Here is a 19,610-nt window from a genome sequence, read left to right as displayed (position 1 = left end):
CCAACGTGCGTCTCAGCTCTGCAGCCGGGCCAGCTCCTCCTCGACGATCGACTCGTCGAGCTTCTTGAACACCGGCGTCGGTGCCGCCAGGGCAGTGCCCGCGACGATGTCCTGCGGGGTCCAGGTCGCGCCGACGGTGTAGTCGCCGGTGAGGATCGGATACGTGATGCCGTTGTCCAGGTCCTCGACGTCGACGATCCGCGGCATCGGCGCGTGCACGCCGGTGCCGCCGAGCAGCTCGTGGATCTGCTGCGCCGCGTGCGGCAGGAACGGCGTGAGCAGCGTGTTGCAGTCACGCACCGCCTGCAGGGCGACGTGCAGCACGGTGCCCATCCGGGCCTTGTCCTCCTTGAGCTTCCACGGCGACTGGTCGGAGAAGTACTTGTTGACCTCGCCGACGATGCGCATCGCCTCGGAGATCGCCGCCTTCTGCCGGTGCTTGGCCAGCAGGTCGCCGACGCTGCCGAACCCGGCGCGCACCGCCGCCAGCAGCGTGGTGTCCTCCGCCGTCAGCGCGCCGGCGGCCGGGATCTCCCCGAAGTTCTTCGCGGCCATCGAGATCGACCGGTTGACCAGGTTGCCCCAACCGGCGACCAGCTCGTCGTTGTTGCGGCGGCGGAACTCCGACCAGGTGAAGTCGGTGTCGGTCGCCTCCGGGCCGGCCACGGCGATGAAGTAGCGCAGCGCGTCGGCGTCGTAGCGCTCCAGGAAGTCCCGCACGTAGATGACGACCCGGCGCGACGAGGAGAACTTCTTGCCCTCCATCGTCAGGTACTCCGACGAGACGACCTCGGTGGGCAGGTTGAGCGCGCCGAGCGCGCCCGGCTTCGGCGACGAGTAGCCGAGCAGGATCGACGGCCAGATCACCGAGTGGAAGACGATGTTGTCCTTGCCCATGAAGTAGAACGCCTCGGCGTCCGGGTCCTGCCACCACTTGCGCCACGCCTCGGGGTCACCGGTGCGGCGGGCCCATTCGACCGACGCCGACAGGTAGCCGATGACCGCGTCGAACCACACGTAGATGCGCTTGTCGTCGCGGTCGCGCCAGCCGTCGAGGGGGATCGGCACGCCCCACTCCAGGTCACGGGTGATCGCCCGCGGCTGGAGGTCGGCGATGAGGTTGCGGGAGAACTTCAGCACGTTGGGCCGCCAGCCCTCGCGCGTGTCGAGCCAGGCGTTGAGCTGGTCGGCGAACGCGGGCAGGTCCAGGAAGAAGTGCTCGGTCTCCACGAACTCCGGCGTCTCGCCGTTGATCTTCGACCGCGGGTTGATCAGCTGGTCCGGGTCGAGCTGGTTGCCGCAGTTGTCGCACTGGTCCCCGCGGGCGCTGTCGTAGCCGCAGATCGGGCACGTGCCCTCGATGTACCGGTCGGGCAGCGTCCGGCCCGTCGACGGCGACCGGGCGCCGAGGGTGGTCTTCGCGACGATGTACCCGTTGTCGTACAGCCCCTGGAAGAGCTCCTGGACGACCTGGTAGTGGTTGCCGGTGGTGGTGCGGGTGAACAGGTCGTAGGTCAGGCCGAGCCCGTGCAGGTCCTCGACGATGACGCGGTTGTACCGGTCGACGAGCTCGCGCGGGGTCACCCCCTCCGCGTCGGCCTGGACCTGGATCGGGGTGCCGTGCTCGTCGGTGCCGGAGACCATCAGCACGTCATGACCGGCCATCCGCATGTAGCGGCTGAACACGTCGGAAGGGACCCCGAAGCCGGACACGTGACCGATGTGGCGCGGCCCGTTGGCATAAGGCCAGGCGACCGCGGCGAGAACACGACTCATGACCTGCAAGCGTAGTGACCCGTCCCCTCGTTCGGCGAACGGATAGTTTCTCCCGACACGCAAGGGTAAGTCCGAAATCTGCGCCATCACCCGTTGTCCAATGAAGCGGTGAGCGAAGAAGCAGCGTGGTGGCGTGGCCAGGCCGCCGGGATCCCGCCCAAGGCCCCCGACCCCGACGGGTTCCCGTTGTGGCCCACCACGACGACGGCCACGGTCCGGGCGCCCTCGCCCGGCGGTGCGCCCTACCGCGAGCCCGGCACCGAGCCCGACGGTGCACCGGGGACCGACGTGGTGCCCGCCGGCCTCGCCCACGGCCTCGTCGACCCGGCCGCCCATGACGCCGGCGCCACCGCGGTCGTCGAACACCTCCAGCTCGCCACCGCCCGCCTGGAGGCGACCGCGGCGCAGCTCGCCGACGCCGGCGACAGTTGGCCACCGCCCGCGATGCGCGTCATGCGCCGGCCGCGCGACGCCGCGGTCACCTCGCCGCCGCCGAAGCGCCTGCCCCGCAAGGTCCGCCGCCTGCGCAACCCTGCCTTCGGCCTGCCGGCGATGCTGGTGATCGCCCTGCTCGCCGGGTTCTTCGCATGGACCAGCGCCGAACCGTTCTGGCTCGACATGGGCCAGGGCGAGCACGGCCGCGCCCAGATCACCCGCTGCAAGGGCGACGGCGTGCTGCGCCGCTGCTATGCGACGTTCCAGTCCGACGTCCGGGCGGCGGTGGCGGGGGTACCCCTCGTCGGCGCCGACGAGGCCCCCGGCGCCACCCTCGACGCCCGCATGCGTGCCGGCGGGCGGATCGCGTACGCCGGCAACCCGTCGGGGCTGCGGGTGCGCTGGACGGTCGGGCTCGCGCTGATCCTGCTGTGCGGCGCCGCGCTGTGCTGGGCCACCGGAGCCGGCCGCCTGGGCCGCTTCCGCACCCGCCTCGCCGCCTACGCGCTGACGGTTGCCGCGCCGCTGGTCCTCGGGCTGGGCGTGCTGATCGCCAGCTACTGACCGGCGGAAGTTTCAGGCGTGGGCGGCCGCGTACACCTCGCGTCTCGGGAGGTCGTAGCGGGTGGCCACCTCGGTGATCGCGTCCTTCTTCGACGCGCCCGCGGCCACCAGCGCGGCGACCGAGGCGGACAGGGCCGCGTCCGTGGGCCGCTCCTGCTGGACCGCGGGCGCGCCGCCGACGACCAGGGTGATCTCGCCGCGGGCCGACGCCGCGTCCTGCGCCAGCTCGCCGAGCGTGCCGCGGCGGATCTCCTCGTAGGTCTTCGTCAGCTCGCGGCACAGTGCCGCCGGGCGGTCCGCGCCGAAGGCGGTGGCCAGGTCGCGCACGGTGTCCTCGACGCGGTGCGGGGACTCGAAGAAGACCAGGGTCCGTGGTTCGGTCGCCAGCGACGCGAAGTACGCGCGCCGCTCGCCCTGCTTGCGGGGCGGGAACCCCTCGAAACAGAACCGGTCGCAGGGCAGCCCGGACACGGCCAGAGCGGTCGTGACGGCACTCGGACCGGGCGCGACGCTCACCGGCACCCCCAGCGCCACCGCGGCCCGGACCAGCCTGAATCCGGGGTCGGAGACGCTGGGCATGCCGCCGTCCGTGACGACCGCGACGGTCGCCCCGCCGGCGAGCAGGTCCGCGAGCTCGGGCGTGCGGCGCTCCTCATTGCCCTCGAAGTAGCTGACGAGCCGGCCGCCGACGGTGACGCCGAGGGCCTGGGCGAGGCGCCCCAGCCGGCGGGTGTCCTCGGCGGCGACGACGTCAGCGGTGGCGAGGACCGACCGCAACCTGGGCGAGGCGTCCTCGGGATTGCCCAACGGAGCTCCGAGCAGAATCAATGGCACATGTGCGATGGTGGCATCCCACCGCCTACGATCGCGCAATGACCTCGGTGCTGACCGACGCAAGCGAGACGCCGCCGCAGGCGGTTGAGCCGACCCCGGCCCGCCCGGTCGACGACGTGGTCCGTCGTCGGCTTGCCCGGCCGGCGCGTGCGACGCCGGGGTTCTGGCTGGCGGCGATCCTGGTCACGGGGATCGGTCTGCTGCTGCGGATGGTGAATCTGTCCCATCCGAAGGAGACGATCTTCGACGAGGTCTACTACGCGAACGAAGCGTGGGACCTGTTGCAGCACGGGGTCGAGTGGAACCCGGAGGACAGCACCCCGCAGTACGTGGTGCATCCGCCGCTGGGCAAGTGGATGATCGGGCTCGGCGAGCAGATCTTCGGGTACAACTCGTTCGGGTGGCGCATCGCGGCGGTCACGGTCGGGGTGGTGTCGATCCTGCTGATCGTCCTCGCCGCGCGGAAGCTGTTCCGCTCGACGCTGCTGGCGGCGACGGCGGGGCTGCTGATGTCGCTGGACGGCATGCACTTCGTGCTGTCGCGGGCGGCGCTGCTGGACATCTTCCTGATGTTCTGGATCGTGGTCGCGTTCTACTTCCTGGTCCTGGACCGCGAGCAGCGCCGGGCCAGGTGGCTCGCGGCCCTGGAGCGCGGGATCGACCCGAGCCGGCCCGGTGCCGGCAACCGGCCCCGCCTCGGGATTCCCTGGTACCGGCTGGCCTGCGCGGTCTCCCTCGGCCTCGCCTGCGGCGTCAAGTGGAGCGCGTTGTGGTACGTGCTGCTCTTCGTCGCGCTGACGCTGATCTTCGACATCAGTGCCCGCCGCGCGGCCGGGTCGCGGCACTCGATCCGCGACGGCATCCTCGACGACGGCGGCTGGATCTTCGCCGTGTTCGGCCTCGCGCTCGCGGCCTACCTCGCGACCTGGACCGGCTGGTTCCTCTCCGACGACGGCTACTTCCGGCACTGGTACGCGCAGACCAACGGGCTCTCGGGCGACCGCCCGATCATCGACCCGCTGTACAACCTGTGGCATTACCACCACGAGGCGTACAAGTTCCACACCGGGCTCAGCACGAAGCACCAGTACCAGTCCTGGCCGTGGATGTGGCTGCTGCTGGGCCGCCCGGTGGCGTTCTACTGGAACACCGACGGGCCGTGCGACGCGAGCAGCTGCGCGTCGGAGATCCTGCTGCTCGGCACGCCGGTGCTGTGGTGGTCCTTCCTGCCGGCGCTGATCGCGCTGGGCTGGCTGGCGATCGCCCGCCGCGACGGCCGCGCCTGGCTCATCATGGTGTGCGCCCTGGCCGGCATCGTGCCGTGGTTCCAGTCGATGCCCGAGCACCGCACGATGTTCTACTTCTACGCCCTGCCGGCCGAGCCGTTCCTGGTCCTGGCGGTGGTGTACGTGCTGGGCGCGATCATCGGCCCGCCCCGGCACGTGAAGCCCGCCAGCGACCACCGGCTGATCGGGGCGATCGTCGCGGGCGCGTATGTCCTGCTCGTCGCGGCCTGTTTCGCCTATTTCTACCCGATCTATAGTGGTATGGACATTACGTACACCGAGTGGTTCTCCCGGATGTGGCTCGGATCCCGCTGGGTGTAGCACCACGAGGTGGCTGGGTATCACCACAGTCGACGGGCTGCCTTATATTGTTTGCCGCACGGCAAGCAAAGGCTTCGGTCGCGGATGGTGAAGGGCTCGCATGTCCGGCGTTGGCTCCATCGAGAAGGCTTTGCGCACCGCACCACCTGATCGCCTGGTGGAGGTGCTCGACGCACACCTGAGTGCGGCACACGGCACGAAGAGCAGCACCGTGTGGCTCGCCGACTACCGCTCCACCACGCTGTCACCCAGCGGCGACGAACCCGACGCCGCGGACAGCCAGCTGACCGCGGCCACCCGGGCGTTCGCCAGCCAGACGGTCGTCGTGGACGCCCGGGAGGGGCATGCCCTGGCCCGGGTGCACCTGCCGATCACGGCATGGGGCGAGCGCGTCGGGGTGCTCAGCGTGGTCCTGGACGCCGAGCGGGCGCAGCAGGCGCGGGAAGGGCTGCGCGACCTGGCCGGCACCTTCGCGGTGGCGTTGCAGGCGGCGTACAAGCGCACCGACCGCTACCACCTCGACCGCCGGCGTGGCGGGCGGCTGACGATGGCCGCCGAGATGCAGTGGGACCTCCTGCCCGCCCGGGGCTACGACCAGCCCGGGATCAAGTTCGCCGGGCAGCTGGAGCCGGCGTACGCCGTCGGCGGCGACCACTTCGACTGGTCCGTCAACGGCGACTGGCTCACCGTCACCGCGCTCAACGGCATGGGCACCGGCCTGGACGCCGCGCTGCTCAGCACGCTCGCGGTCAACGCGATGCGCAACGCCCGCCGGTCCATCCCCACCGGCCAGAGCGCCCCCGGCGACCTCGCCGACCAGGCCGTCCTCGCCGCCGACGCGATCTCCTCCCAGTACGGCGGCACCCGCCACGTGGCGACCCTCCTGCTGTCGCTCAACATCGCCACCGGCGAGCTGCGGATCATCGACGCCGGCTCACCCCGCCTGATCCTGGTCCGCGGCGGCCAGGTCCGCGACATGGTCCTCGACCCGCAGCTGCCACTGGGCATGTTCGGCGACACCAGATACGTCGAGGAGCAGGAACGACTCCACCCCGGCGACCGTCTCTTCATCGTCAGCGACGGGGTGCACGCCGCCACCCGGCCGAACGAGGCCGCGTACGGTGAGCGTGAGTTGAGCCGTGCCATACGATCGACCCGGTTGCAACCACCGGCCGAGGCCATCGGCAGCGTCATGCGGAGCCTTCGTGACTATCACGCGGGCGCCGAGCTCGCTGACGATGCGCTGATCGTCTGTCTCGACTGGTCGCCCAGAGCCGATCCGTGACCCCCGCGAACCCCGGAGGACGACGTGCGGAGCCGACCCTCACCGCACCCGGCTGGCAGTGACGACGCGGCCGCCCTGGCCGCGGCACTGGTCGACGCCGCGGGTCAGGCACTGGTCCTCGCCACCAGCGCCGCCAACGACAACTCCGGCGTCTCGGCCGCCCAGTTGCGCGTCCTCGGCGTCGTGGACCAGGCCGGCTCGATCAACCTGACCCAGCTGGCGATCGCGCTGCACACCGCGCCCTCCTCCGCCAGCCGCCTCTGCGACCGTCTCGAGGCCGCCGACCTGCTCCGCCGCACCAACGACGACCGCGACCGGCGCGAGGTGTGGCTGGTCCTGACCCCGACGGCCCGCCGGCTGCTGGACGGCCTCGGCCGCCAGCGCCAGGAGACGATCGCCGCCGTCCTGCGCCGCATGCCCCCGGACGACCGGGCCGCCCTGGTCCAGGGCCTCCAGTCCTTCTCCCACGCCGCCGGCACGCCAGTAGCTGGGTCAACAAAGGCCCAGGCCAGCTGACGCTGGGGCACTGTGCTTGCTGGGCCACCGCTGGCGCGGCGTCCCGGCGGGGGGCTGCGCCACCCCACACCCCCCATGCGACGCTGCGCGCCGCACTCAAGCCTGTTTCTTCCGCTGCGGCCTTCGGCCGGAAGAGCAGTGGGGGATTCTCACCCCACACCCCCAATGCTCGCTGCGCTCGCACGACCTGCGCCCTGACGGGCGCGGTCGACTCAGACGCATGCGCGTGGGCACCCGAAAGACCGGGGGTCCGGGTTTCGGATCGCTCAGGTCTGTCGTCCTCCTCGCCCGCCATGCGCGCGAGACGACGGGGGCGGGCCCGCCTCCCGAAAAACCCGTCGATCACCGACGTGGACGGCACCGGCGATCTTGCGACTACCTGGTTGATCGATGGTTCCCGGGGATCACTGATCAACCAGGTAGTCGCCGTTTCCCACAGTCCGGAAAGCACGGGCAACACCCGCGCCCATAGGTCGGGCCCGCCTCCGTCGTCTCGCGCGCAGAGCGGGCGAGGAGGACGAAAGACCTGTGGGACGCGAAACCTGGACCCCCGGTCTTTCGGGTGCCCACGCGCATGCGTCTGAGTCGACCGCGCCCGTCAGGGCGCAGGTCGTGCGAGCGCAGCGAGCATTGGGGGTGTGGGGTGAGAATCCCCCACTGCTCTTCCGGCCGAAGGCCGCCGCGGAAGAAACAGGCTTGAGTGCGGCGCGCAGCGTCGCATGGGGGGTGTGGGGTGGCGCAGCCCCCCGCCGGGACGCCGCGCCAGCGGTGGCCCAGCTAGCACAGCCCAGCAGTGCTTACAAATCAAACCAATGGTCGTCTGCGCGGGCGTCGGTGACCTCGGCGCCGGGGGCCCAGGCTTCGTACAGGCCGCGCTCGACGCAGTGTGCTCCCAGCCGGGCGACGGCGTCGCCGTCCGGGCGGCTCAGGCGCAGGCGGAGCCAGTCGCCCTCCTCGCGGATGACGGTGCAGGGCGCGTCGCGCCAGGTGGCCGACGGGATGCGGCGGGCCAGGGCGTCCAGGGGGTAGCGGGCGGCGCGGGTCTTGGCCGCGACCCGGAACTCGCCGGGCGGGTCGACGATCGCCTCGTACACGTTGTCGCGGTAACGGCCCACGTACCGGGTCAGGGGCGTGGCGGCCGGGAAGTACTCCTGGTCCGCGGCGATCGTCTCGGGCAGCAGGTGGCGCCACTGGGGGCCGTGCATGCGGCTCCACGCGCGCTGCTCCGGCAGGTATGTGTAGAGCGTCACCTCGGTGCCGTCGCCGGTGTAGGCGACCAGGGACGTGTTCGCCGGGACGGGGAGCTCGGCGAGGTCGCGGGTGACGAACTCGGGCACGATGTGCCGGCCGCTCGGGGCGAAGCCGGTGCCGATGACGGGGGAGCCGAGCCGGTCGTGCGGCGGCATGGAGACGAGGCCGGCGTACGAGTCGGCGAGGGGCACCTCGTAGTCCCACTCGTCCACGGCCCGCCAGCGGATCGCGAAGACGACACCGCCGTCGGACTCCGGTATGCCGCCGCTGAGGATCGCCAGGTCGATCGGGGTGCGCAGGTGGGCGACGTCGAAGGCGCGGTAGCAGAAGCCGCTGATCGGCCAGCCGCGGAGGTGGCCGCCGAGCTGGCGGCCGGTGAGGAACTTGATCATGCGGGTGCCGCGCCGGATGGCCGCGGTGCGGCGGATCGGGGCGAGTTGGGCGGCGGCGGACGGGGTCTGGGTCAGTTTGTGCAGGCCGGTCCAGTCCAGGGCCCGGGTCACCGGCATGAGCAGCGGCTCGTCCTCATAACCCGAGAAGCCCGCCAGGCCCGAGGAGCCGGAGTCCGGGGTGCCGGAGAAGGCGGCGACCTCGGTGGCGTGCACGAAACGCCGGAACGGCCAGCGGGCGCCGGGGCGCGGGTTGGGCAGGAAGCCGGGGCCGGGTTGGGTCGCGTACACCTCGAAGGCGGCGCCCTGCGCGATCTCCTCCGCGGGATACGTGGTCCCGTCGAGGGTCACGCTGTGGGTCGCCGACCCTTCCGCATGCCCGATGACTGTCACCTTCGCGACGCTAAGGCGGGGTGATGCACCTCAGGTGAACGAATCGTGAACGCCGGACCGGGGGTGGCATGCTTAACGCCGATGAGTGCCAGAAAACACAGCCGGGAGGGCACGTTCCCTCCGCCGCCCGAGCCGCTGCCGGTCGCGGTGCTGGACAGCCACACCCACATCGACATCACCCTCGAGGACGACGGGGTCGGTGGTCCGTCGACCGTGGCGGACGCCATCGCGCTGGCCGGGGCGGCCGGCGTCGACCGGCTCGTGCAGGTCGGTGTCGACGTGGCGTCGTCGCAGTGGGGTGTCCAGGTGGCAGAGCAGCACCCCGGTGTGGTGGCGACGGTGGCGTTGCACCCCAATGACGCCCCGCGCCTGCCGGACCTGGACGGCGCGCTGCGGGAGATCGAGCGCCTCGCCGCACACCCGCGGGTCCGGGGCATCGGCGAGACCGGGCTGGACTACTTCCGCACCGGCGACGACGGGCGCAAGGCCCAGCACGAGAGCTTCCGGGCGCACATCGGGATCGCGAAGCGGCACGGCAAGACCCTCGTCATCCACGACCGCGACGCGCACGAAGACATCCTGCGGGTGCTGGACGAGGAGGGCGCCCCGGACCAGGTCGTCATGCACTGCTTCTCCGGCGACGAGGCGTTCGCCCGGGAATGCCTGGACCGTGGCTTCCTGCTGAGCTTCGCCGGCACCGTCACCTTCGGCAACGCGAAGGACCTGCGGGCCGCCGCCGCGATCACCCCGCTGGACGGGCTCCTGGTGGAGACCGACGCGCCGTTCCTGACCCCGACGCCGTTCCGCGGCCGGCCGAACGCCAGCTACCTGATCCCGCTGACGGTCCGCGCCCTGGCCGAGGTGACCGGGCACGACCTGGACGCGCTGTGCGCGGCGATCTCGGCCAACGGCACCCGCGCGTTCGGCGAGTGGCGATGACGCTGCTCGGGCCGGCGGAGATCCGGGAGCTCGCCGCGTCGCTCGGCATCCGGCCGACCAAGCAGCTGGGGCAGAACTTCGTCCATGACCCCAACACGGTGCGCCGGATCGTGCGCGCCGCCGAGCTCACCGATGACGACGTGGCCCTGGAGGTGGGCCCGGGACTCGGCTCGCTCACCCTCGGCCTGCTCGAGGCGGCGAAGACCGTGTGTGCCGTGGAGATCGATCCGGTGCTGGCGAAGGCACTGCCCGGCACGGCCGCCCGGTTCGCCCCGGAGCACGCCGACCGGTTGCACGTGATCGAGGGCGACGCGCTGAAGGTGGAGGTCGATCAGGAGCCGACCGCGCTGGTGGCGAACCTGCCGTACAACGTCGCCGTGCCCGTCGTGCTGCACCTCCTGGCGACCCTGCCGTCGCTGCGCAAGGGCCTGGTCATGGTGCAGAAGGAGGTCGCGGACCGGCTCGTCGCCGGCCCCGGTGGCCGCGTCTACGGCGTGCCGAGCGTGAAGCTCGCCTGGTACGCCACCTCGAAGCTGGCCGGCAAGGTGCCGCCGAGCGTCTTCTGGCCGGTGCCGAACGTCGACTCGGGGCTGGTGGCGTTCACGCGGCGGGAGCCGCCCGCCGGCGCGGATCGCAAGGCGACGTTCGCCGTGGTGGACGCCGCGTTCGCGCAGCGCCGCAAGACCCTGCGGGCCGCGCTCGCGGGCTGGGCCGGTGGGCCCGACGCCGCCGAGCGGATCCTGCGGGCCGCGGCGGTCGATCCCGGCGCCCGCGGGGAGCAGCTCACGGTGCAGGACTTCGCCCGCATCGCGAGCCAGCGGCAGGTGCGGCCTGACGGGGACGCGGCCCAGGTAGGGTGCACCACGTGACCGAGCCGCTCTTCTCCGACGATGACGAGGAGTTCGACCGGCCGCGCCTGGCCGCGCACGGACCGGTCCGGGTCCGCGTGCCCGCGAAGATCAACCTCCATCTGCACGTCGGCCCGGCGCGCGCCGACGGCTTTCATGAGCTGACCACGGTGTACCACGCGATCGGGCTCTACGACGAGATCACCGCCCGCCGCGGCGACACGCTGACGCTCACGATGGAAGGTGAGGGCACCGGCCTGCTGTCGCTCGGCGAGGACAACCTCGTCATCCGGGCGGCGCGGGCCCTGGCGGACGAGACGGGGCACGACCCGCACGCCCGGCTGCACCTCAAGAAGCAGATCCCGATCGCCGCGGGTCTGGCCGGCGGCAGCGCCGACGCGGCCGCCGCACTGGTCGCCTGCGACCAGCTGTGGGGGACCGGACTGTCCCGGGACGACCTCGCCGGCATCGCCGCGACCCTGGGCTCGGACATCCCGTTCCTGGTCCTGGGAGGCACGGCGCTGGGCACCGGCCGCGGCGAGCTGGTCAGCCCCATCTTGACCGGCGGGCACGCGTGGCACTGGGTCCTGGCCGTCGCCGAGGAGGGCCTGTCGACCCCGACGGTGTACAAGACGTTCGACCAGCTGGGCGCCCAGAGCGAGGCCGGCCCGCCGGACGGGCTGCTCGCCGCGCTGCGCCAGCGCGACCCCGACGTGCTCGCCGCCCACCTCGCCAACGACCTGCAGGCCGCGGCGCTGCACCTGCGTCCGGAGCTGCGTGGGGTGCTGGACGCGGGGCTTGAGGCGGGCGCGCTCGCCGGGCTGGTCTCCGGCTCCGGCCCGACCGTTGTCTTCCTGGCCGAGGACGCCAGGCACGCCGCACTGCTCGCGGCGGACCTGGAGGCCGCCAACTGCTGCCGCGCGGTGCGCACCGCCGCCGGTCCCGTGCCCGGAGCGAGAGTGCTGTAGATGGCCAACATCATCAACCTGGACAAGGTCGGCAAGACCTACCCGGCGGGGCGGATCTTCGACGAGGTCTCCCTCGGCGTCGACGACGCCGACCGGATCGGGGTCGTCGGGCTCAACGGGGCCGGCAAGACGACCCTGCTGCGGATGCTCACCAAGGCCGAGGAGCCCGACGAGGGACGCGTCACCCACCGGCGCGACCTGCGGGTGTCCGCCCTGCCGCAGAACCTCGACCTGCCGCCGACCGCGACCGTCCGCGACATCATCATCGGCACCGCCTGGCTGCCCGCCGCGTTCGCCGCTGAGCACGAGTGGGCCGGCGACGCCGGTGTCCGCACCGTGCTCAACGGGCTCGGCATGCCGCACCTCGGCCTGGACGCGCCGGTCGGACCGATGTCCGGCGGTGAGCGGCGCCGCATCGCGATCGCCGCGCTGCTGGTGCGCCCCGCTGACCTGCTGATCCTCGACGAGCCCACCAACCACCTCGACGTCGCCGGCATCGCCTGGCTGGCGCGGCACCTGCTGCAGCGCCGCGGCGCGCTCATGGTCGTCACCCACGACCGCTGGTTCCTCGACGCGGTCTGCACGACCACGTGGGAGGTCGCCGACGCGACCGTGCGCGCCTACGAGGGTGGCTACGCGGCCTGGACCCTGGCCCGGGCGGAGCGGCTGCGGGTCGCCGCCGAGGTCGAGTCCCGCCGGCAGAACCTGCTCCGCAAGGAGATCGCCTGGCTGCGCCGCGGCCCGCCGGCCCGGACCAGCAAGCCGAAGTTCCGCATCGACGCGGCCAACGCGCTGATCGCCGACGTGCCGCCGGCCCGGGACACGGTGTCGTTGCAGCGTCTCGCCGTCACCCGGCTGGGCAAGCAGGTCTACGAACTGTCCAAGGTGGACCTGCGGGCCGGCGAGCGGACCCTGCTGTCCGAGGTGGACTGGCTGGTGGGACCGGGCGACCGGATCGCGATCCTCGGCGCCAACGGGGCCGGCAAGACCACCCTGTTGCGGGTGCTCGCCGGGGTGCGGGACCCCGACGGCGGGCGCATGCAGCGCGGCAGCACCGTGCGGGCCGCATTCCTGTCGCAGGAGCTCAAGGAGCTGCCGGCCGGCCTGCGCCTGCTCGAGGCGGTCGAGGAGGTCGCCAAGCGGGTCAAGCTCGGCGACCGGGAGCTGACCGCGTCGCAGCTGGCCGAGGTCTTCGGCTTCAGCGGCGCCCGGGTCTGGACCCCGGTCGCGGACCTGTCCGGCGGCGAGCGGCGCCGGCTGCAGCTGCTGCGCCTGCTCGCCGCGGAGCCCAACGTACTGCTGCTCGACGAGCCCACCAACGACCTGGACATCGACACCCTCGCCGCGCTGGAGGACCTGCTCGACTCGTGGCCCGGCACGATCGTGGTCGCCAGCCACGACCGGTACCTGGTCGAGCGGGTCGCCGACGTCGTCTACGGCATGTTCGGCGACGGGCACCTCGTCCACCTGCCCGGCGGTGTCGACGAATACCTGGAGCGCATCGCCGGCGAAGGGGAGGGTTTCGGCGCGGGCACGAACCCGGCGCCGGCACTCAGCCGGGAGAAGGCCGCCGACCTGCGCGCGTCGGACAAGGACGCGCGGGCCGCGAAGAAGGAGCTGTCCAAGCTGGAGCGCAGCATGGACCGGTTGACGCAGAAGGAGGCGGCGCTGCACGCCCAGCTGGCGGAGCACGCCACCGACTACACCCGGATCACCGCGCTGGACGCCGAGCTGCGCGCGGTGCGGGAGGAGATCGCGCAGATCGAGGAGCAATGGCTCGCCCTCGCCGAGATCGCCGGATGACCCCGTCCTAGAATGCGGTCATGGCCGCTCACTTTCCGATCAACCACCACCTCCGGCCCCTGTACCGGCTGCTCTGCATCCTCGCGGGCCTCTACATGCTGGTCTTCGGCGTGGTCGGCTTCGTCCAGACGTCGGGGAACGAGTTCTTCACCCAGACCGACGCGGAGTGGGTGCTGGGGTTGCGCACCAACCCCGCGTTCGCGCTGCTGTCGCTGGTCGCCGGGGTCGTCGTGCTCGGCGCCAACCTCGTCGGCCGCAACCTGGCCCACTACGTCAACCAGCTCGCCGGCGTCGTGCTGACGATCGTCGGCATGGGCTCGCTCGCGCTGATGCAGACCGAGGCCAACGTCTTCGCGTTCTCGATGGTCAACGTGATCGTCACGTTCATCCTCGCCGGCATCACCGGCGTCGCCAGCCTCTACGACCGCGTCGGCAGCGCCGCGGCGGCCGAGGCCGAGGAGCAGTTCCGGCGCGGACCCCACACGGTGAGCGAGACAGCGTGACAGAAGGCGGCGCCGCGGCGCCGCCTTCTGCTATTTGCCCTGCCGGGTGACGAGCGTCGGTTTGGCCTCCATGTTGGACAGCCCGTTCCACGCCAGGTTGACCAGGTGGGCCGCGACGACCTCCTTGCGCGGCTTGCGCACCTCCAGCCACCACCGGCCGGTCAGCGCGACCATCCCCACCAGCGCCTGGGAGTAGAGCTCGGCGAGCTTCGGGTCGAAGCCGCGACGTTTGAACTCCGAGCCCAGTATGTGCTCGGCCTGGTGCGCGACGTCGTTGAGGACGCTCATGAGGTTGCCGTTCGGCGACATCACCGGCGACTCCCGGACCAGGACCCGGAAGCCGTCGGTCTCGTGCTCGATGTAGTCCAGCAGCGCCAGGGCCGCCTGCTCGAGCAGCTCGTGCGGGTGACCCGCGGTCAGCGCGTTGGTGATCCGGTCGAGCAGGTTGCGGACCTCGCGGTCCACGACCACCGCGTAGAGCCCCTCCTTGCCGCCGAAGTGCTCATAGACCACGGGTTTGGAGACCTTCGCACGCGACGCCACCTCCTCGATGGAGGTGGCGTCGAATCCCCGCTCCGCGAACAGCGCCCGCCCGATGGCGATGAGCTGCTCGCGACGCTGGGCGGCGGACATCCGCACCCGTGACTTCGGCGATACCGGCGGCGGCGGGGGGCCTGGTACTGGGCTCAGCCGTTGGTGGATGTGCGGTGTTTCCTCCGGAAGGTCGGTCACCCGCTCATCGTGCCAGCCGCGCCATCGGCGGCGGCGACCCGTTTCGCATCGAGCCGGTCACGCTTCGGCCAGCGCACGTCGGTGGCCCAGCCGAGCTTCTCGAAGATCCAGATGAGCCTGGCGTTGATGTCGATCTGGCCCTTGTCGACGCCGTGGCGGGCGCACGTCGGGTCGGCGTGGTGCAGGTTGTGCCAGCTCTCCCCGAACGACAGGATCGCCAGGGGCCAGAAGTTGCTGGCCTTGTCGCCGTCGCGGGTCTCGAACGGACGCTCGCCGTAGACGTGGCAGATCGAGTTGATCGACCAGGTGACGTGGTGCAGCAGCCCGATCCGCACGATCCCGGCCCAGAAGAACGCCGACAGGGCACCCTGCCACGACCAGGTGACCAGGCCGGCGATGATCGCGGGCAGCGTGGCGGACAGGATCACGATCACCGGGAACAGCTTGTCGATGCGGCGGATGTCCTTGTCGGCGAGCAGGTCGGGGGCGAAGCGCTCCCGGTTGGACAGCTCGCGGAAGAACAGCCAGCCCACGTGGGCGTAGAACAGGCCCTTCACCAGGCCGCCGAACGATTCCCCGAAGCGCCACGGCGAGTGCGGGTCGCCCTCGCGGTCGGAGAACGCGTGGTGGCGGCGGTGGTCGGCGACCCACTGCGTGGGGTTGCCCTCGATCGCGGTGCTGCCGGCGATCGTCAGGGCGATGCGCAGCCCGCGGTTGGCCTTGAAGGCGCCGTGTGTGAGGTACCGGTGGAAGCCCGAGCCGATGCCGAGCCCGCCGATCACGTAGAAGACCGTGCCGAGCGCGACGTCGAGCCAGGTGAGCCCCCATCCCCAGGCGACCGGGACGGCGGCCAGGAGGGCGACGAACGGCAGAACCACGAAGCCCCAGAGGGCGACCAGGATCCCGATGCTCTGACGCCCCTCGGTGAGGGCTTTTGGCCCGCGATCGGGGGTCTGACCTGGGGCGGGATCAAGGAGTACAGCGGACATGACACCTCTCACGGGCTCTTCGCCGGGCGGGGGAGATCGACGGCCTACGGCTACGTCACCGTAACTTACGGATGCGTAGGTTCGCCATACGAGCTCCGTGTCAAGCCGATTACCCGCCGTCTTGTGTGATCTTCGTCCGGAAAGATCGGCGGGCCCGCCCGCCGGGTGAGAGAAGCGGCCTCGATACGAGGCGGATTGATGCGCCCGGTAGGCTGCACACGCAGATCTTTGGGGTGTGGGGTAACGGCAGCCCGCAGGCCTTTGGAGCCTCGCAGTCCAGGTTCGAATCCTGGCACCCCAGCCACCTGACTACGATGGGGCGCACCGACACCGTCGAGGAGTGCGCCCGTGCGAAACGTGATCATCCTGGCCGCCGGCGAGGGAAAGCGGATGAAGTCCGCCCTGCCCAAGGTGTTGCACCCGCTGCTCGGCCGGACCCTCGTGGGGCACGTGCTCGCCGCCGCCGAGGAGGCGATCGGGGGCGCCGCCACCGTGGTCGTCGGCCACGGCGGTGAGCTGGTCCGGGCCCACCTGGAGCAGGTCGCGCCGACCGCCGTGCCGGTCACCCAGATCGAGCAGCGCGGCACCGGCCACGCCGTGCGCATCGCGCTGGACGAGACGCCCGAGCTCACCGGGACCGTGGTCGTGCTCGGCGGCGACACCCCGCTGCTGCGCGCGGAGACGCTCAGCGCGCTCGTCCACACGCACGAGAGCACCAAGGCCGCCGCCACCGTGCTGACCGCGGAGGTCGACGACCCCACCGGGCTCGGCCGCATCGTGCGCAACCGGGGCGGCGAGTTCGTCGCCATCGTCGAGGAGCGCGACGCGACCCCCGCCCAGCGGGGCATCCGCGAGATCAACTCGGGGGTCTACGCCTTCGACGCCGAGCGCCTGCGCGAGATGCTCGGCAAGCTCTCCACCGACAACGATCAGGGCGAGGAGTACCTCACCGACGTCATCGGGCTGCTCGTCGGGGCCGGCGCGCCGATCGTGGCGCACCGCGCCCCGGACGCCACGGAGACCCTCGGCGCCAACGACCGCGCGCAGCTCGCCGGGCTGCGGGCGCTCCTGCGGGACCGGATCAACGACGAGTGGATGCGCGACGGCGTCTCGATCATCGACCCGTCGACCACGTGGATCGACGTCACGGTCACCCTCGCGCGGGACGCCGTCATCGAGCCCAACACCCACCTGCGCGGTGCGACCCGCATCGGCGAGGGTGCGGTGGTCGGCCCCGACACGTCGCTCATCGACGTCGTCGTCGGCGACGGCGCCACCGTCGTGCGGACCCACGCGCTGTCCTCGGAGATCGGGCCGCAGGCGTCGGTCGGGCCGTTCGCCTACCTGCGCCCCGGCACGCGGCTCGGGCGCAAGTCGAAGATCGGCACGTTCGTGGAGACCAAGGCCGCCACCGTCGGCGCCGGCGCCAAGGTCCCGCACCTGTCCTACGTCGGCGACGCCGAGATCGGCGAGGGCACCAACATCGGCGCCGCGAGCGTCTTCGTCAACTACGACGGGGTGCAGAAGCGCCGCTCGGTGATCGGCGCGCACGCGAGGACCGGCGCCGACAACATGTTCGTCGCACCTGTGCACATCGGCGACGGCGCCTACACCGCCGCCGGTAGCGTGATCACCAAGGACGTGCCGCCGGGCGCGCTCGGGGTGTCGCGGGCCCAGCAGCGCAACATCGAGGGCTGGGTCGAGCGCAAGCGGCCTGGCACAGCCGCCGCGCAGGCCGCGCGCGACGCCCTCGCACGTGAACAAAACCACGTCACCCCCGCCCAGGTGGCCGACGTGGGGCCACGCGACGAACAATGAGCCCAACCACGAGATCGGGAGCGGGCGACCGTAATGGCCAGCATCAGTTCGGAGAACCGCAAGAACCTCATGCTCTTCTCCGGCCGGGGGTTTCCCGCGCTCGCTGAGGAGATCGGGGCGGTGCTCGGCGTCGAGCCGACACCGATGGATGCCTACGACTTCGCCAGCGGGGAGATCTTCATCCGCTACCGGGAGTCGGTGCGCGGCTCGGACGCGTTCGTCGTGCAGTCGATGGTCGCGCCGATCAACGACTGGCTGATGGAATGCCTGATCATGGTCGACGCGCTCAAGCGCGGCTCGACCAAGCGGATCACGGTCGTCCTGCCGTTCTACCCGTATGCCCGGCAGGACAAGAAGCACCGCGGCCGCGAGCCGATCTCCGCCCGGCTGGTCGCCGACCTGCTCAAGACCGCAGGCGCCAACCGGATCCTCACCGTGGACCTGCACACCGCGCAGATCCAGGGCTTCTTCGACGGCCCGGTCGACCACCTGTTCGCGATGAACACCCTGGCCGACCACATCGACGCCAAGTACGCCGGGCGCCCGATCACCGTCGTCGCCCCCGACTCGGGCCGGGTCCGGGTCGCCGAGCGCTGGACGGACCGCCTCGGCGGCTGCCCTCTCGCCTTCATCCACAAGACCCGCGACCCGCTGAAGCCCAACCAGGTCGTCGCGAACCGCGTCGTCGGCGAGGTCGAGGGCCGGGTCTGCCTGATCGTCGACGACATGATCGACACCGGCGGCACGATCGTCGGTGCCGCCGACATCCTCTTCAACGAGGGCGCCGCCGACGTCGTGGTCGCCGCGACCCACGCGGTGCTGTCCGACCCCGCCTGCGACCGGCTCGACGCCAGCCGGATCAGCGAGATCGTGGTGACCAACACGTTGCCGCTGCCGGGTGACAAGAAGGTTGACAAGATCACTCAGCTCTCGATCGCCCCGCTGCTGGCCCGCGCGATCCGTGAGGTGTTCGACGACGGTTCGGTCACGACCCTTTTCGGCGGGCTGTCCTGATTTTCGGCAGGCACCGCGGCCCGTCCGGTTGACACAGGCGCGTGATCTGCACAACCGGACGGGTGCGATGTGAGGGGGCGCAGCGGTCTCGGGTAAGCTTGTGCGGTTGCCACGGCGAGGGTGCGCCAAGGGCCGGGCGTGCGTTCCGGTGAAGACCGTTCCAGCGGTCCTCACCAGATCGGCATGACGGCCACGCGGGCTCCGTGATCGACGCGGTGCTCCGGGCCTGTGCCCCGTGCGCCTCCCTCGCCCGAGCGCCGCACCACGACAACTGTTACCGGTCGCGCCGGCCGGTGCCCGCCGCACAACCGCATCAGGAGTTTTTGCCGTGTCCGAGGTAAAGATCAGCGCTGAGCCCCGCACCGAGTTCGGCAAGGGTGGTGCCCGCCGCACGCGCCGGGCCGGCAAGGTGCCCGCCGTGCTGTACGGCCACGGCGAAGCGCCCCGCCACATCGCCCTCCCCGCCCGCGAGTTCGCCGCCGCCATCCGGCACGGCGGCAAGAACCAGATCTTCAACATCGAGATCACCGGCGGCGGCACCGCGCTCGCGCTGCCGAAGGCGATCCAGCGTGACCCGATCAAGGACACCTACGAGCACGTCGACCTGCTGGTCGTGCGTCGCGGCGAGAAGGTCACCGTCGAGATCCCGGTGCACCTGACCGGTGAGGCCGCCCGCGACACCCTCGTCATGGTGGAGAACACCACCCTGGCGATCCTTGCCGACGCGACCAAGCTGCCCGAGTTCGTCGAGGTCTCCATCGCGGGCCTCGAGGCCGGCAGCAACGTCACCGCCGGTGACGTGCAGCTGCCCGCCGGGTCCGAGCTGGCCGCCGACCCGGGCCTCGTCGTCGCCGTCGTCGCCGGGTCCCCGACCGCTGAGGCACTCGAGGGCGAGGCCGGCGAGGCCGCCGAGGCCGAGGCGACCCCGGAGCCGGCCGACGCCTGA

17 protein-coding genes and 1 tRNA gene are annotated in these 19,610 nt (G+C 71.5%); 13 read left to right on the top strand and 5 right to left on the bottom strand.

The window, feature by feature from the left end; translation table 11 throughout:
* Positions 1-12: 12 nt before the first annotated feature.
* Positions 13-1,776 (bottom strand): methionine--tRNA ligase, encoded by a 1,764-nt coding sequence (gene metG / locus ACFPIJ_RS15370; protein ID WP_380115577.1) that lies wholly within the window; start codon positions 1,774-1,776, stop codon positions 13-15.
* A gap of 108 nt (positions 1,777-1,884) precedes the next feature.
* Here metG and ACFPIJ_RS15365 point away from each other — a divergent pair, with 108 nt between their 5' ends.
* Complete coding sequence (locus ACFPIJ_RS15365; RefSeq protein WP_380115576.1) at positions 1,885-2,775, top strand: hypothetical protein; 891 nt, start codon at positions 1,885-1,887, stop codon at positions 2,773-2,775.
* Positions 2,776-2,787: 12 nt separating this feature from the next.
* Here the strand turns inward: ACFPIJ_RS15365 and rsmI are convergent, their stop codons facing one another.
* Positions 2,788-3,648, bottom strand: a complete 861-nt coding sequence (gene rsmI / locus ACFPIJ_RS15360; protein WP_380115575.1) for a 16S rRNA (cytidine(1402)-2'-O)-methyltransferase — start codon at positions 3,646-3,648, stop codon at positions 2,788-2,790.
* Here rsmI and ACFPIJ_RS15355 point away from each other — a divergent pair.
* The 3 genes from ACFPIJ_RS15355 to ACFPIJ_RS15345 all read left to right on the top strand — a co-directional run bounded on the left by ACFPIJ_RS15355 (position 3,603) and on the right by ACFPIJ_RS15345 (position 7,017).
* A complete protein-coding gene (locus ACFPIJ_RS15355) occupies positions 3,603-5,216 on the top strand; it encodes a dolichyl-phosphate-mannose--protein mannosyltransferase (protein ID WP_380115574.1) in 1,614 nt (537 codons plus the stop codon). The genes rsmI and ACFPIJ_RS15355 overlap by 46 nt on opposite strands.
* Before the next feature lie 100 nt (positions 5,217-5,316).
* Positions 5,317-6,501 carry a PP2C family protein-serine/threonine phosphatase gene (locus tag ACFPIJ_RS15350; protein ID WP_380115572.1) on the top strand — a complete coding sequence of 395 codons (1,185 nt, stop codon included), beginning with the start codon at positions 5,317-5,319 and terminating at the stop codon, positions 6,499-6,501.
* Positions 6,502-6,525: 24 nt separating this feature from the next.
* On the top strand, positions 6,526-7,017 hold the full coding sequence (locus tag ACFPIJ_RS15345; RefSeq protein ID WP_380115570.1) for a MarR family winged helix-turn-helix transcriptional regulator: 492 nt from the start codon (positions 6,526-6,528) through the stop codon (positions 7,015-7,017).
* Between the two features lie 797 nt (positions 7,018-7,814).
* Here ACFPIJ_RS15345 and ACFPIJ_RS15340 read toward each other — a convergent pair.
* Entirely contained in the window at positions 7,815-9,050 is a 1,236-nt protein-coding gene (locus ACFPIJ_RS15340; protein WP_380115569.1) for a hypothetical protein, read from the bottom strand.
* 81 nt (positions 9,051-9,131) lie between these two features.
* On the opposite strand from ACFPIJ_RS15340, the gene ACFPIJ_RS15335 reads away from it, so the two are divergent.
* The 5 genes from ACFPIJ_RS15335 to ACFPIJ_RS15315 are packed head-to-tail and all read left to right on the top strand — an operon-like array spanning position 9,132 to position 14,111.
* On the top strand, positions 9,132-9,989 hold the full coding sequence (locus ACFPIJ_RS15335) for a TatD family hydrolase (protein WP_380115568.1): 858 nt from the start codon (positions 9,132-9,134) through the stop codon (positions 9,987-9,989).
* A complete protein-coding gene (gene rsmA, locus ACFPIJ_RS15330) occupies positions 9,986-10,858 on the top strand; it encodes a 16S rRNA (adenine(1518)-N(6)/adenine(1519)-N(6))-dimethyltransferase RsmA (RefSeq protein WP_380115567.1) in 873 nt (290 codons plus the stop codon). The genes ACFPIJ_RS15335 and rsmA overlap by 4 nt, the downstream gene beginning before the upstream one ends.
* Positions 10,855-11,805: a 4-(cytidine 5'-diphospho)-2-C-methyl-D-erythritol kinase gene (locus ACFPIJ_RS15325; RefSeq protein WP_380115566.1), complete on the top strand. Its 951-nt coding sequence runs from the start codon at positions 10,855-10,857 to the stop codon at positions 11,803-11,805. The genes rsmA and ACFPIJ_RS15325 overlap by 4 nt, the downstream gene beginning before the upstream one ends.
* Positions 11,806-13,608, top strand: a complete 1,803-nt coding sequence (locus ACFPIJ_RS15320) for an ABC-F family ATP-binding cassette domain-containing protein (protein WP_380115564.1) — start codon at positions 11,806-11,808, stop codon at positions 13,606-13,608.
* Positions 13,609-13,628: 20 nt separating this feature from the next.
* The gene (locus ACFPIJ_RS15315; protein WP_380115563.1) at positions 13,629-14,111 is read left to right on the top strand and encodes a DUF4383 domain-containing protein; all 483 of its coding nucleotides are present in this window, start codon (positions 13,629-13,631) and stop codon (positions 14,109-14,111) included.
* Positions 14,112-14,141: 30 nt separating this feature from the next.
* Here ACFPIJ_RS15315 and ACFPIJ_RS15310 read toward each other — a convergent pair whose 3' ends face one another.
* Positions 14,142-14,744 carry a TetR family transcriptional regulator gene (locus ACFPIJ_RS15310; RefSeq protein ID WP_380115607.1) on the bottom strand — a complete coding sequence of 201 codons (603 nt, stop codon included), beginning with the start codon at positions 14,742-14,744 and terminating at the stop codon, positions 14,142-14,144.
* A 95-nt stretch (positions 14,745-14,839) separates the two neighbouring features.
* On the bottom strand, positions 14,840-15,832 hold the full coding sequence (locus ACFPIJ_RS15305; protein ID WP_380115561.1) for an acyl-CoA desaturase: 993 nt from the start codon (positions 15,830-15,832) through the stop codon (positions 14,840-14,842).
* 229 nt (positions 15,833-16,061) lie between these two features.
* Between ACFPIJ_RS15305 and ACFPIJ_RS15300 the strand changes: the two genes are divergently transcribed.
* The 4 genes from ACFPIJ_RS15300 to ACFPIJ_RS15285 all read left to right on the top strand — a co-directional run bounded on the left by ACFPIJ_RS15300 (position 16,062) and on the right by ACFPIJ_RS15285 (position 19,610).
* A tRNA-Gln gene (locus tag ACFPIJ_RS15300) sits at positions 16,062-16,136 on the top strand.
* A gap of 44 nt (positions 16,137-16,180) precedes the next feature.
* A complete protein-coding gene (glmU, locus tag ACFPIJ_RS15295) occupies positions 16,181-17,650 on the top strand; it encodes a bifunctional UDP-N-acetylglucosamine diphosphorylase/glucosamine-1-phosphate N-acetyltransferase GlmU (protein ID WP_380115560.1) in 1,470 nt (489 codons plus the stop codon).
* Between the two features lie 33 nt (positions 17,651-17,683).
* The gene (locus ACFPIJ_RS15290; RefSeq protein WP_380115558.1) at positions 17,684-18,664 is read left to right on the top strand and encodes a ribose-phosphate diphosphokinase; all 981 of its coding nucleotides are present in this window, start codon (positions 17,684-17,686) and stop codon (positions 18,662-18,664) included.
* A 328-nt stretch (positions 18,665-18,992) separates the two neighbouring features.
* Positions 18,993-19,610 carry a 50S ribosomal protein L25/general stress protein Ctc gene (locus ACFPIJ_RS15285; RefSeq protein ID WP_380115556.1) on the top strand — a complete coding sequence of 206 codons (618 nt, stop codon included), beginning with the start codon at positions 18,993-18,995 and terminating at the stop codon, positions 19,608-19,610.

Source organism: Dactylosporangium cerinum (genome assembly GCF_042653625.1).
GTDB lineage: Bacteria > Actinomycetota > Actinomycetes > Mycobacteriales > Micromonosporaceae > Dactylosporangium > Dactylosporangium cerinum.
The sequence above is the reverse complement of the archived record's forward strand: the minus strand, read 5'-3'. Positions and strand labels throughout refer to the sequence as shown.